This is a genomic window from Alteribacter populi (assembly GCF_002352765.1).
Classification (GTDB): Bacteria; Bacillota; Bacilli; order Bacillales; family Salisediminibacteriaceae; genus Alteribacter; species Alteribacter populi.
In genome coordinates this window covers 3,274,871-3,288,754 of sequence record NZ_KZ293963.1, presented here as the reverse complement: position 1 = coordinate 3,288,754, position 13,884 = coordinate 3,274,871, and the positions used below count along the sequence as shown (strand labels likewise).

General features: G+C 41.4%; 16 protein-coding genes. 2 read left to right on the top strand and 14 right to left on the bottom strand.

Translation table 11 applies throughout. The annotated features are described in order from the left end of the window. Nucleotides 1-143 precede the first annotated feature (143 nt). A complete protein-coding gene (cmpA, locus tag CDZ94_RS15305; protein ID WP_096438495.1) occupies nt 144-260 on the top strand; it encodes a cortex morphogenetic protein CmpA in 117 nt (38 codons plus the stop codon). Nucleotides 261-423: 163 nt separating this feature from the next. Here the strand turns inward: cmpA and CDZ94_RS15300 are convergent, their stop codons facing one another. From CDZ94_RS15300 to acpS, 14 genes are all read right to left on the bottom strand, one after another. Next, nucleotides 424-2,604, bottom strand: a complete 2,181-nt coding sequence (locus CDZ94_RS15300) for a Tex family protein (protein WP_096438493.1) — start codon at nt 2,602-2,604, stop codon at nt 424-426. A 122-nt stretch (nt 2,605-2,726) separates the two neighbouring features. Next, nucleotides 2,727-3,335, bottom strand: coding sequence for a PP2C family serine/threonine-protein phosphatase (locus CDZ94_RS15295; protein WP_096438491.1), 609 nt, complete (start codon nt 3,333-3,335; stop codon nt 2,727-2,729). Then, complete coding sequence (gene sigB / locus CDZ94_RS15290; protein ID WP_096438489.1) at nt 3,336-4,124, bottom strand: RNA polymerase sigma factor SigB; 789 nt, start codon at nt 4,122-4,124, stop codon at nt 3,336-3,338. Further along, the gene (rsbW, locus tag CDZ94_RS15285; protein ID WP_096438487.1) at nt 4,087-4,581 is read right to left on the bottom strand and encodes an anti-sigma B factor RsbW; all 495 of its coding nucleotides are present in this window, start codon (nt 4,579-4,581) and stop codon (nt 4,087-4,089) included. The genes sigB and rsbW overlap by 38 nt, the downstream gene beginning before the upstream one ends. 2 nt (nt 4,582-4,583) lie before the next feature. Beyond that, a complete protein-coding gene (locus tag CDZ94_RS15280) occupies nt 4,584-4,913 on the bottom strand; it encodes an STAS domain-containing protein (RefSeq protein WP_096438485.1) in 330 nt (109 codons plus the stop codon). A gap of 62 nt (nt 4,914-4,975) precedes the next feature. Continuing rightward, nucleotides 4,976-5,989, bottom strand: a complete 1,014-nt coding sequence (locus tag CDZ94_RS15275) for a PP2C family protein-serine/threonine phosphatase (RefSeq protein ID WP_096438483.1) — start codon at nt 5,987-5,989, stop codon at nt 4,976-4,978. Nucleotides 5,990-6,003: 14 nt separating this feature from the next. Further along, the gene (locus tag CDZ94_RS15270) at nt 6,004-6,405 is read right to left on the bottom strand and encodes an anti-sigma regulatory factor (protein WP_096438481.1); all 402 of its coding nucleotides are present in this window, start codon (nt 6,403-6,405) and stop codon (nt 6,004-6,006) included. Nucleotides 6,406-6,408: 3 nt separating this feature from the next. Further along, nucleotides 6,409-6,765, bottom strand: a complete 357-nt coding sequence (locus tag CDZ94_RS15265) for an STAS domain-containing protein (RefSeq protein WP_096438479.1) — start codon at nt 6,763-6,765, stop codon at nt 6,409-6,411. A 14-nt stretch (nt 6,766-6,779) separates the two neighbouring features. Further along, on the bottom strand, nt 6,780-7,601 hold the full coding sequence (locus tag CDZ94_RS15260) for an RsbT co-antagonist protein RsbRA (RefSeq protein WP_096438477.1): 822 nt from the start codon (nt 7,599-7,601) through the stop codon (nt 6,780-6,782). A gap of 291 nt (nt 7,602-7,892) precedes the next feature. Next, a complete protein-coding gene (locus CDZ94_RS15255) occupies nt 7,893-8,243 on the bottom strand; it encodes a type II toxin-antitoxin system PemK/MazF family toxin (protein WP_026688731.1) in 351 nt (116 codons plus the stop codon). A 4-nt stretch (nt 8,244-8,247) separates the two neighbouring features. Then, entirely contained in the window at nt 8,248-8,526 is a 279-nt protein-coding gene (locus CDZ94_RS15250) for a CopG family ribbon-helix-helix protein (protein WP_096440900.1), read from the bottom strand. 194 nt (nt 8,527-8,720) lie between these two features. Beyond that, nucleotides 8,721-9,899: an alanine racemase gene (gene alr, locus CDZ94_RS15245; protein WP_096438475.1), complete on the bottom strand. Its 1,179-nt coding sequence runs from the start codon at nt 9,897-9,899 to the stop codon at nt 8,721-8,723. A gap of 248 nt (nt 9,900-10,147) precedes the next feature. Further along, nucleotides 10,148-11,194 (bottom strand): LolA family protein, encoded by a 1,047-nt coding sequence (locus tag CDZ94_RS15240; protein ID WP_096438473.1) that lies wholly within the window; start codon nt 11,192-11,194, stop codon nt 10,148-10,150. Nucleotides 11,195-12,410: 1,216 nt separating this feature from the next. After that, nucleotides 12,411-12,773 (bottom strand): holo-ACP synthase, encoded by a 363-nt coding sequence (gene acpS, locus CDZ94_RS15235; protein ID WP_096438471.1) that lies wholly within the window; start codon nt 12,771-12,773, stop codon nt 12,411-12,413. A gap of 325 nt (nt 12,774-13,098) precedes the next feature. On the opposite strand from acpS, the gene CDZ94_RS15230 reads away from it, so the two are divergent. Next, nucleotides 13,099-13,857 (top strand): rhomboid family intramembrane serine protease, encoded by a 759-nt coding sequence (locus tag CDZ94_RS15230; protein WP_096438469.1) that lies wholly within the window; start codon nt 13,099-13,101, stop codon nt 13,855-13,857. Nucleotides 13,858-13,884 lie beyond the last annotated feature (27 nt).

Below are 13,884 nucleotides of genomic sequence, written 5' to 3'. Positions count from 1 at the left end.
ACTTCAACTTAAAATTTACTTTGGAACATAGAATTTTTAACTTTTAACACAGACAATCTGTAGAGCATATAGTATGTAATACTACTATGGCCGTTAGACGATTAACCAGTTTCCAGCTTCTTTATGGAAAAGGAGGGCTACCAATGCCCACGTGGCTTAAAAAACAATTAAAAGAAGCGTATTACAAAAAAGACAGGCGGAGAATCAAAGTACTTAACCAATGTTGGTTTTATTATAAAAACAACAACCAAGGCGCCTAGCACCTACTATACGAGTAAAATGTTCCCCACCTGTCACCGCCACTCTTTATGAAAGGCCCTTTAGATCAAAATATACACACAAGTCAACCTATTCCACAATTTTACACGAAATTGTGTGGGGTCAGACCCCAGGCCTGAGACCCTAGGTGTGGGGTCTACTTTGCTAGGTGTTTTGTTTTTCTGGGGAGAGCATGGTTAATGCGATGCGGCCTTTTTGTTGGTCGACATCTGCTACCCAGACTGTAACGATGTCGCCTACAGAGACGACTTCCATTGGGTGTTTGACGAAGCGGTTTGTTAGTTTGGATATATGAACGAGCCCATCTTGTTTTACACCGATATCAACGAAACAACCGAAGTCAACAACATTTCGAATCGTTCCTTTTAGTTCCATCCCTTTTTGCAAATCTTCCATAGATAAAACATCTTGTTTCAATATCGGAGGTGGCACATCATCACGCGGATCTCGTCCTGGGCGGGCGAGCGCATCTAAAATATCCTTTAATGTTGGTGTCCCGATTTCATTTTCTTTCGCTAGTTCCTCCACTGACACACCTTCAAGTTTTTCAGCCATCTTAGAAGTCCCGATATCTCCTGTACCTATATTGAGCCGCGTCATAATTTGCTTCGTCACTTTATAACTTTCCGGATGAATGCTTGTTTCATCGAGAGGTTGTTTTCCATCCAGTATTCTCATAAAACCAATCGCTTGTTCATAGGTTTTTGCGCCTAATCGAGGTACAGCCTTTAATTCTGTTCTAGTTGTAAAACGACCCTCTTCTTCCCTTCGCTTCACAATATTTGTAGCGACTGATTTCGAGAGTCCTGCTACATATTGCAGTAAAGAAGCTGAAGCTGTATTTACATTGACCCCTACTTGGTTTACTACTGTTTCCACCACAAATGTTAAAGAATCATTGAGCTGGGTCTGTGAAACATCATGTTGATATTGTCCAACTCCGACCGATTTCGGATCTATCTTTACGAGTTCAGCCAATGGGTCTTGTAGACGTCGACCAATGGAAACGGCACTTCTTTCTTCAACTTGAAGTTTAGGAAACTCCTCTTTTCCGAGCTTTGAAGCAGAGTATACACTCGCTCCTGCTTCATTAACAATGACATAAAAAATTTGCTTTTCAATTTCTTTTATCGTTTCTGCTACAAATTGCTCTGTTTCACGAGAGGCTGTTCCATTTCCTACTGCAATCACATCACAATCGTATGTAACGGCAAGTTTTTTTACGACCTCTCGTGCTTTTTCCACTTCATTCCTTGGTGGTGTTGGATAGATCACAGCAATATCTAGTACTTTCCCGGTCCCATCTACAACTGCGAGCTTACACCCCGTTCGGTAAGCGGGGTCGACCGCTAACACGACCTTATCTTTTAGCGGTGGTTGAAGTAGTAGATTACGGAGGTTCTCTGAAAAAATATGAATCGCTTGCTTTTCCGCAGCTTCTGTTGCCTCTTTTCGAATCTCCCTTTCAACGGAAGGTTCGATTAATCGCTTATAGCCATCTTCAATCGCTTCTTTCAATTGTGATTCGGCAATTGTATGGTCGTTTATGAAACGCTTTTCTATAAGGTGTACTATTCGCTCGCGAGGAGGACGAATCGAAACTTTAAGGATTTTTTCTTTTTCGCCGCGATTCATCGCAAGTACGCGGTGAGGAACGATCTTTCTGACCGCCTCTTCATATGTATAGTACATTTCGTAAATCGCTTTTTCATCAGCCTCTTGGTCTTTAACCCGTGAAACAAACCATCCTTCTCGATGAGTTAGCTTCCGGGCTTCTTTACGAATATCTGCGTCATCTGAAATATACTCACTAATAATGTCTCTAGCTCCCTGTAATGCCTCTTCTTCCGTTGCTACTTCTTTTTCAACGTTCACGTATTTCTTCGCTTCATCATGAACATCGCTCGAGCCCGGGAGTGACAACAGCCATTTTGCTAAAGGCTCCAGCCCTTTTTCTTTGGCAACTGTCGCCTTCGTTCGCCGTTTTTGTTTATAAGGGCGGTAGAGGTCTTCTAATTCCTGTAACTTAGAAGCAGCTTCAATTTTTTGTTTCAGTTCAGGCGTTAACTTTTCCTGCTCATCAATCAGTCGTAAAACTTCATCTTTTCGTTTTGATAAACTGTTTGCATACTCCCACTCTTTTAAAATCGAACGTATTTGATCCTCATCCATCCCTCCCGTCAGTTCTTTTCGGTAACGAGCAATAAAAGGGACGGTGTTTCCCTCCTCAGAAAGGTTAATCACATTTTTCACACGATCTTTATTTAATTGAACAGATTTTGTCACTTGCTCTAGTAATAAGGTTGAATCCGTTGTCCATTCCATCTATACGCCTCCTGCAACATTTTTTAGGCTCGTCTACATTTTAGCTAAACCAAAACAAAAAAACCACCTACTATATAGGTAGTTTTAAGACGAAGGGGGAAGTTTTAGGGCACAATTTGAGATTATAGTGCAGGTACCTTTCCTATAAGAATCGTTGTATCATCCGCATTATGAGCCATCATCTCAACTACTTGTTGCATCGCTCTATTCGTCGAAGTCATTTTCATCATAAACGTGTGAAAAGCAGGGTCAAACGAAAGGCCATCTGAATATAAAAGAAACGTCATTCCTTTTTCAAATTGATAGCGCTGAGATTTAAACTTTTGCCTTTTCCCTGACACATACCCTCGCGTTGGGATCGGGCGTACTAGTTTTCCAGATGGTGAATAGAAGATACACCCGATATTCCCCACATTACTATAAATGATTTCTTCGCGGGCCATGTCCACTTTTATAATAGTCAACACCGCCCCGCGCTTTTCCCTGAGTGCATTATTGCACCGGGACATCAGCTCTTCGATAGCCTCATCTTGGTCCATTTCTATCACTTGGATAACGGCTTGAGATGCCTTCATCGCTTCTTCGCCGCTACCGAGCCCATCTACGATTGCACAGATGACATGACCTTCTCCGCTGGAGATGTGATATGCATCACCCGAACACCAATTCCCCCTTTTCGCCGTGTGATACGAAGTGACATCGATGCCGTTTAGCTGGTGGTGTTTTATCATTTACAAACACTCCGTCGGCTCAATACGAATAGATTCTCTCAATTTTTGTAAGGCTCTCCTTTGCAATCGTGAAACGTGCATTTGTGAAATCCCGAGTTGTTCTCCGGTTTCTTTTTGACTCATGTTTTCAAAATAGGTGTAAGAAAGGATTTGATGCTCTCGCTCTGTTAGAACGTGGAAAGCTTTTTCCAACAACATTTGTTGGTCGGTCTTTTCATACCCTTCCTCTTTAGAGCCAACAAGGTCAAGTAGTGTAACAACACTACCTTCATCGTCCGCCTCAATAGAACGGTCAACAGAGAGCGCTTGATAGCTTTTCCCCATTTCCATCGTCTCTAAAACCTCTTCTTCCATTACTCCAATGTGTGAAGCAATCTCTTCGACACGAGGAGAACGCTGGAGATTAATTGTTAATTCCTCAACAGCTGCCTTAATTTTTGGTCCAAGCTCTTTAATACGGCGGGGCACATGAACACTCCACGTTTTATCCCGAATAAAACGTTTAATTTCACCAACAACCGTAGGAACTGCAAAGGATTCGAAACTTCTGCCATATGCAGGGTCAAATCTCCTCAGTGCGGCGATTAAACCAATCATACCTACTTGGACAAGATCTTCGTCATGACGTTGTCCTTTGGCAAATTTCCTCGCTAACGAATGAACAAGACCTTCATATTCTAATACGAGCTTAGTCTGAATTTCCTCGTCACCTGTCTCTTGAAATCTCTCAATCCATTTGTAAATATGGTCTTTATTGGTGCGTTGTCGTTGTTGAGATTCCGTCGCCATTATGTTCCACCCCATCTCTTTGAAGGAACTTTGTCATAACGATAATGACCCCTGAATCTCCGTTGATTTCAACTTTATCCATGAGGGTCTCGATTAAAAAGAGGCCTAGACCTCCTTCCTTAAGTTCCTCAACAGGTTGATCAGCACTTACTGGTCCTAGGTTTCTCTTCAATGAGTTCAGGTCAAAGCTATTGCCTTTATCGGCGACCATAAGTTCCATCCGGTTGTCATAAACACCACAACCGACCATCATCACAGCATCGTCATCCGTGCTGTCTTGATAGGCATGGCTTACCACGTTTGTACAAGCTTCAGCAATCGCGATTTTAATATCTTCAATATCGTCATATGAATAGCCCAATCGATTCGCGATTCCTGAGACAGTCAAACGAACAACACCTACATATTCCGGTTTTGCAGGAAGCTTCATTTCAATGTAATCAGATTTTGCAGACATACTTACGCCTCCTCTCTCTCATCTAATTCGATATCGATTACTTCATCCAGGCCCGTAATCGTAAATAATCGTTCCACACGATCATTTACACCGGTAATGGTTAACGTGCTCCCACTTTGATCCGTCGCTTTTAAAGCTCCAATAAAAACACCAAGTCCGGTACTATCTATATAATTCACGCTTGAAAGGTCAACAATAATCTTTCTTCCAGATTCTTCAGCCAGAGGGATAAGCTCCTCTTTAAGCTTCGGAACCGTGTAAACATCTATTTCTCCTTGTAAAAAAACATGGGCTGTTTGCTCTTTTTCCTGAATATCAACTTGTAGATTCATAACTTCCCCTCCTGAATATCAATTTCACTACGTTCTTTTGTAATACCCGGATTCCTTTTAGATTAAACACTTCTTCTTAAAATAAGTAATGTAAAATCATCCCTTAACTGGAAGTCCTGCATTTTTTCTAGTTCTCGATATACACGATTTACAATTTCCTGCGCAGGAAGGTGAGAGTACTTGTGAATCATTTCAGTGATTTGTTCCCGTTCGATAAATTCGCCTTCAGTACGGCATTCTGTGACACCATCCGAAAGAAGAACGAAGAAATCTCCTGGTTGAACGTCTTTTACATACTCAGCGTAGCTAACCTTTGGCGTAAGACCGAGTACAAGCCCTTTTGTCGTCAGTTCTTCAAAAGAGTCCGTTGCTGCGGAATAATAAAAGCCAGGTTCATGGCCGGCACCGGCATAATAAAACCGGTGATCTCGAGGGTCGTAAGTACCATAAACCATTGTTATAAACATATTGCTGTCAATGTTTCTTTCGACTACGCGATTTAAGTTTTCGAGTAGAGCTGCTGGTTGAAGACGCTGTTCAGGGATACTATCCATTGCGTATTTAATCATCGACATACACATAGCAGCAGGTACGCCTTTGCCAATAACATCCGCCACAGCCAGACCGAGGCACCCGTTGTCATCTCTTATAAAATGATAGTAATCCCCGCTCATTTTTCCTGCGGGGACACTAATAACACCAATATCGATTTCATCTGTATTTAACGGTTCTTGCGGTAGCAAAGATTGCTGCATTTGTGCAGCTACATTTAGTTCTGACTCCAATTCACGCTGTCTATCTTTTAAACTTAGGTGTTCACGATAAGCCAGACCATAGCCAATCATGACTTCTAATAGTAAGTCAAACGAATCGACGACCTCTTCCGGTAGCTCTGGCACCATTTCCTGAAATACAGACATATGCAAGCTCACCATTTCTTCAGGAGACATGTCATTTTCCATCATCTTTTTACTGAATTGTTGTGCAGCATATAGGGCATGTTCACTTTTACTTTGCAGATAATTATCCAGCATATCTTTGTATAATTGATACATGGAAATCTGTGTCTTCTCCATAATCGGGAACCTCCTTACCGGATCCACTTAATCATTTTAATGGTGGTACCTTCGTCCACTTCGGAGTCTATTAAAAACTCGTCCATCAGCCTTTTCACTCCCGGCAAACCAGCTCCTAAGCCCCCGGATGTCGTAAAGCCATCTTCCATTACTCTACGAATATCTTTAATTCCAGGCCCTTGGTCCGTAGCAATAATCCTAATTCCACGTTTTCCGGAAATGACGGTTTCTTCAATATAAACTTGACCTTGTTGTGCGTATAGATAGATGTTTCTTGCAAGCTCCGAAATCGCTGTTGTTATTCGAGCCTGATCCACAGATCCAAATCCGATTTCTCGGGCTAGTTTTCGACCCGCTTGCCGAGCAGCCACGATCCCCCACTCGCTATGAATGTCTACATGGGTTTGGACTTGCATTCATCATCCCTCCAATTCTTGCTGGAGTCTTTCCAACCCCTGCTCAAGATCTAAAGCTGTCGGCACCTCATTTAACGCAATTCCCATATCAATTAATGTAATAGCTACAGCTGGTTGAATTCCTGTTAGGACTACTTTAGCCCCCATCAAGTTGGACATATCTACCACATCACCAAGAACTTTCGCAATATATGAATCGATCATTTCCACGGATGTCAAATCAATGACAACCCCCAGAGACTCTTCTTGATGAATCTTATTTAAGACGTCCTCTTGAAACTGAAGTGCTGTTTGATCGTCTAAATCTACTTGCACAGAAATCAACAGGTAGTCATGAAGTTTCAATATTGGGATTCTCAAAACTAGCTCCTCCTTTACTTGTTGATTTCTACAATTTGTCGGGAAGTCATTTCAAGCGCTGATTCAATTCCTTTTTTTAGGCTGCTTTTCGTTGGAAATTTACCAAGGTCAATCCCTAAATTGACAATGGTTTGGGCAATTTCGGGACGAATCCCTACTAAAATACATTTTGCTCCAACTAGTCTCACAGCTTCAGAAGCCTGAATAATATGATGAGCTACCATTGTGTCAACGACAGGTACACCTGTGATATCGATTAACACCACTTGGGAACGGTGTTCAATCACGCCACTAAGCAGGTTCTCCATGATGAGTTTTGCCCTTTCAGTGTCAATCGTACCAATGAGAGGCATAACACTGATACCCTCGAATACAGGAATAAGCGGTGCTGAGAGTTCTTTCAACGCCATCCTTTGCAAAAATACCGTGTTTTCCCATGACCCTGAGTAATGACTGACTAACACATTGACAATTTCGTCGACCCAATCCTCTATATCCTGGTGGAGTTCCATATTTCTGTCTAATGAATCGAGTTTCGTAAGGGTACCTACAGTCACTTTTCGAAACTCCTGAAGACCACGGGTTATATAATTTAATGGCCACCCTAATTGAATAAGCCGACCGGAATAATCACTGATTTCTTCTTTCATTTTCTCATTATCTTTCCCCATTGTGCGGAATAACGTTTCAACAAATTCTCTGTTCGTATTTTGGTAGACTGTGTCTGAGATATTCTGAAGATGGTCTTCGGTTCTGAATTTCTCGATTTCTACCATCCACTCCTCAGCTATGACAAGTTTATGTTCATCGAGAAGCTCTCGAATCTGCTCATTCATATCGTTTCCCCCATTGTTAACAACTTAGTTAACTTTATTATTCCACTGATTACTAGTGATTGCAACGAATGCTGTCCCTCGTTTTCAGAAAATAGCTTCTTTTACATTTTCCTCCTTGAACCGGCATTTTTACGTTACTTCGTCCACGTTTATTGTCTTTCTAATAGTTAAAATGACATCGAATCGCAGATGGTTGACTTGATGCCACTTTCAACTTTTTAAAAACACAAAAAAGTTGCTCTCTATAAAGATAGAAGCAACTTTTCCCACGGAACTTTAAGTGTGTAGTTGTTAGAAATCAATCAGACCTAAGCTGATCATCAATGCATCATTTACTTTTAGCATCATATCGTCGTCTAAATGCGTGATTTTGTCTGTTAACCTTTGTTTATCAATCGTGCGAATTTGTTCTAACAGGATCACGGAGTCCCGATCAAAGCCGTATCGCTTCGCATTAATTTCAACATGAGTCGGAAGCTTAGCTTTTTGAATCTGAGCGGTGATTGCAGCTACAATCACAGTAGGACTGAAACGGTTGCCGATGTCATTTTGAATGATTAAAACCGGGCGAACGCCTCCTTGCTCGGAACCAACGACGGGTGATAGGTCCGCAAAATAAACGTCACCGCGTTTTACAATCAAACCGTTACACCCCACTTACTAAGCGATCTAAAGTGTGCTCTGCCTCCTCCTCAACAAGAAAGGCTTCCGTCGCAATGTTAAGATTAATTTTTGCCATTTCCATGTAACCTTGTTGCATTGTTTCACGAATTTTACTTTTCTTTCGTTCTCGAAGGTACATTTTTGTAGCCTGATGAATGACTTCGCTTCGATTAATGTCTTCATTTTCTAATAATCCGTCTAATTCATTGACTAGATGTTGTGGCAAACTTACCATTATTCTTTTTGTGTGCTCTTCGGACACAAAAAACACCTCCAACGCAGCTAACACCCTGATTTTCTTCCTTTTTAATCATATCACTAGCTCATAAGCTTTGCAAAGTGACTTTTGTATTTTTTCAACTATACATCATATTCTCCAAAGAAAAAGAATATCCTTCTATTTTTATAGAGAATCCCCATTTGGAGCGTTTCCTCTTAATAAATTGAGCATAATTGTTAAAACACTTTATTAACAACATGTATTAAATTTCCATCATTCATAATCGCTCTTGGGACCCGATGGCTAATCATACATGGAATTTCATAGTTAATCGTACCCAATCGTTTTGCTATTTCGTCTACAGAAATGATTTCAGATCCTTGTTTTCCAATAAGGGTGACTTTTGTTCCTAATTCAACTGGGAAAGGAAGTGAAATCATAAGCTGATCCATGCAAATACGACCGATGATAGGTGCGCGCACTCCTTTGACTAACACTTCTCCCCCGTCAGCATTGGCACGAAGCCATCCATCTGCATACCCAATTGGTATAGTCGCTACCCACTCATCCGCTTTTGTATGGTAAGTTGCGCCATAGCTAATTCCCTCATCCTTAGGCATTTGTTTAATGTGGGTGACACGGCTGTGCAGAGAAAATGCTTCCCTTAAGGGCACCTTAATTTCAGGTTTCACTTCTTCTGATGGGGAAAGGCCATACGTGGAAATACCGACGCGGACCATATTATAAGAATATTCATGATACCGAAGGGCGGTCGCACTATTTCCGCTGTGGATATATTGCACAGAAACACCCATTTCCTTCTTCAGCCAGTTCAAATAAGCCTCAAATCGATTATGCTGCTTCTTTATATAGGAAGCATCCAATTCGTCTGCTGTTGCAAAGTGAGTGTAGACCCCTTCTATTGTAAAGTATTGAGAATGCTGTTGAAGACGGTTAGTTAAAGACTTTCCTTCTTTTTCCGTTCTTATACCAATCCTTCCCATACCCGTATCCACTTTTAGGTGGCATTTCAACTTTGGACTACCTTCTTTTAAATAAGCAACGGACTTCTCTACCCACTCATCTTGATAAACCGTCACAGTAATATTGTATTTTGCCGCTAGCTCGACATCACTTGGACGGATATAACCGAGGACTAGGATGGGCGCTTTAATCCCTGCTTGACGAAGCACTAGCGCTTCGTCCAAAATAGCAACACCAAGGTATTGAGCGCCTGCTTGAACCGCCGTTTTAGCCACGCCTACTGCTCCGTGTCCATATGCATTCGCTTTTACTACAGCCATATAGGTCACATGGTCAGGTAAACTTTTCTGTATTCCCCGTATATTTTCCTCTATAGCATTCAAATCTACCTCTGACCATGTGTCGCGGTAAAAAGCATGTAAATTCTCCAACGGCCGCACTCTCCTTTATCCAACTTACCCGATTATCACTGTTATATATTATCAAACCATTCTATAGCCGTGTCAATATTGAACAATATATCATCTGCTCAAGCATTTATCGGCGCAAATAGGTATTTTATCAACAGAAATATCTTGGATATCGGCAATTCAATAAATAAAGGGCCTACCGTGACAGTTTTTCAACTCAAAAAGCAGGCTCCCAACGTTATGAGAGAGCCTGCTTCCTCCAAAAAGCTCTATTTTTCTTCCGTTCCATAAACACTTCTGGCAATTGACATCATTTCCTCGTCATCCAAGTGCTGCGAGGCTAAGAAGAAATCCGTTCCTTCATAGGACCATGAAACGGTCGTTGTTTCCCCTTCTTTAGATATAGCTCCGTAAGTGAAACCTAAATCGACAGGGGACCCTTGGGAAACATGAACTGGCGTTGACGCCTCCAAGACCTGACTTTGTTGCTGGACAAGGGTAAACGGTTGTTCCCCCTCGTATGACAGAATCACTCGTTTTCCGTTTTCTGTTTCAAGTTCTCGAGATTCTTCAAATGCTGTTCCTTGCGGTTCGTACATCGGGAAGAAGACTGTAAAGGCATCCTCGCCCGATTGGTCTTCCCCTTCAGTTTCTTCTGTCATCGTCGGAACTCCCGAGTCTAACCGTGCCTCGGTCATGTTGCGATCCATATCAAAATCCGCTTCATCAAAGGACGCATTGAGTTCAAAATCTTTAAAATCAACTTCAACCAAAACTTCTAGATCAACATCCATAATTTTTACAGAAGTTGGTGTAAGCTCTTTTTTATCAAGCATAACCTCTTGCTGGTTTAAATTTTTGTTCGTGTAATTGGTATTGGTTTGAAAAACATAGTGATCGTCGGTTGCTGTAAACGAGCGTTCAGGATCCATCAAGATATCATTAATGAGTGATTCATACAAATACACTTGACTGTTGTTTTCAGGCCAGTCACTTTGAAAACGAAAGCTTTTATTCAAAGCAGGTGTTAAAACAAACACACCCTCATCATTTCGCAAAATGATTTGACTCTGATCACTTTCGGCATTGCTTAAAGCAACGCGATAATAAGTTGGATATTGATACCAAACATCGACTTCGTAAGACTGTGGCTCTTTTCCAGTTTGCAGCGTCATCGTCGCAGTTGCTTTGTAACCCGTGAGATCATCCAGGTTTTTATCCAGGGCTTCGATGACATCTTCCTGACTCTTTTCCCCACAAGCAGCCAACACCATTGTTAATGCAGCCAACATTAGAAGAGAAATGATTTTTTTCATACACTCAACCCCTCTGTGTCATTTCGACGACAAAGGAGGGATTCGATCCTTATGAAGGGTAACGCAGTGACGTTATTCACGCTAGGAATCTGTTCAATCACATCGGATGCTGTAACCGAAACAGAATTCATTTCATAGATTAGTTGGACGGCTGCAAGTCTATCGACATAGACAGCGCGAATCATACTATTACATTGAATATTTATGCTGAATTAATAATGCGAGAGTCATTCCCGTTAACTTATCTCCACTTCCTCCTTTTTCTAGGAGATGTTCCTGTACGCCATCCCGTCCATTTTTTAATATTCCCTTCCTATCCAGAGCCTTAACAATGAATAGTGGTGCCTTCTCTCACCTGTTTGGAGATCAATCGACAATACCCTCGCAGGCAACGTTCACTTCGGAAAGAAATTCAAGCGGTTGCTTCAGTCGCATTCTGGGCCACAAGGTGAAATTCTTAAGGCAGGGCTTCTTATACTTATAGAGGCCAATGCCTTTGCGCATGTAGTAAGACTCAGTGCTCCCGGCACCCCCTTCGAACCTCCGATGACGATTCGCATTCTAGCCTGACTACGAAGAGTATCAATCGAGACATTTGAAAGCATTGGGTAGGAAGTAATTGCTAGACGTTTTTTATCATTCATAACTTTCTAGTAATCTCCTTTTCTCTTAAAAGTAGATCCTTAGAAGATTGAATGATATTCGTACAGTTCGCTTCAACTATCAACCGGTTGGTTTTTTTGCTGCTGGCAAACCTTTACTTAGCTCAAGGTAGTAAGTGGGATTCTTTTTCAATTCCTTACACTTTGAACGGGCAAAAGATCTTTCCATCGTCTCTCACAGTTCCTTTTCACTTTAAAACAAAGGCTCTTCTCGTAAAGCATATAGCAACAACCTTTTATAAAAGAGCAATAACAAGAGATCATTAAAATGCTACCAACAACAAACACCATCACCACCATGATTCCTTGATCCGACCTTAACAGTCTGTCGATTATTCAAAGATACTTCCTTACCATGTCATTAAAAATGGCTGCTCTCGCATTTTCAGTCAGCATATTCTCATACAATCCAACTCATCCATGGTGCAGCGGTCAATTTGGTGCATTTTGCCACCCGATACCACGTACATTCCTTCGTTCCCTCCCATCCGCACTAACACTATATGAGACTGTCCATTACAATATGCAGACTAGCCATGACAAGCCGGTTATTTTCACGATTCATCTTCCCAAATCACTTGAGCCACCGCGACTCCTGTTGTATGTGTGATCGAGATATGTATATTCCCTGGTATGGGATTGACGAAATGAACACTAGGCTTTCCGCGATTATTTGCCAATACAGATGCATCTTGAAAAGAAAACTCTTCCCCAATCCCACATCCTAATGCCTTCGATAACGCTTCCTTTGCCGCAAAACGCCCTGCTAAAAATTCCGGTTTCCGTTTGAAATCGAGCTTATTGAAAACATCTAGTTCTTCTTTTGTTAAGATTCGTTCAGCAAATTTTTGCTTTCGGTTAAGTAAGGTTTTTATTCGGTCAATTTCGATGACGTCTAAGCCTATTCCTTTTATCATCGGTTATCCTCCTGCAATGTTTTCTTTAGTTTATCACGGAAAGGGATGATTCCCTAAGCGCGCTTGTAAAATAACTGTTAGTGTATACTTGGTTGTTTTTTGGGTTAAAAATGAGCCTGTAAAAAAACCTTTGAAGGGTGGTTCATAAAGACTCCCCCGTAAATCATATGATAAAATAAACAAAGCACTACTTAGGGATTGCTGAATAACTCTAGAACTCAAATACAAAGGGTGCCGCTTCCATGGCTTCGCTTTCCGCAGGCGTATGCTACTTATTCAGCGCCTCTACTTATGACATCCTACTATTTTAAAGGGGTAACTCAATATGTTTATTCGAAACGAAAGCTTTCAATCTTTCACACGATCCTACCCAGTCGTTACTACGATTATCGGCATTCATTTCGTCTTATTCTTATGGATGAATCTCTTCCCATTTTTAGGTGGGGATTTTATTCGGAATCAGGGTATAGGAATCAATGCGTTTATCATGATGGGCGAGTACTGGCGCCTTGTCACACCCATTTTTCTTCACGTCACGATAACCCATGTGTTATTCAACTCATTCTCCTTGTTTTTATTTGGCCCTGCATTAGAGCAAATGCTCGGTAAGACGCGCTTTATCGCAGCATATTTGCTTACGGGTATTTTAGCAAATGTAGCGACCCTTCTTATTGGCGGAGTTTCCTACCTCCCGCACTTAGGAGCTTCAGGTGCGATTTTTGGCCTTTTTGGAATCTATTTATACATGGTACTCTACCGCAAAGACTTAATTGATTCAGCCAACGCCCAAGTTGTTATGACGATATTAATCATCGGTCTTATCATGACATTCGTAAACCCGCGAATTAACATTTATGCTCATTTGTTCGGACTTATTGCTGGTGCTGCCATCGGCCCGATCATCCTCTATAAGATTAGCCGGTTTGCTTATGTTCGAAGGCAATCTAGGCCTGATGACCATGAAGTTACATTCGACCCTCAACGTTGGCAGAAAAAATCAAGAAATAAACAACTTTTCAAGAAAATTGCGTTTATCAGCATTCTCGTTTTAGCCGCAATTGCCTTTTTGGCAAGGTTTTTATAAGAAAGCTCTTCAATCAAAACAAACAAG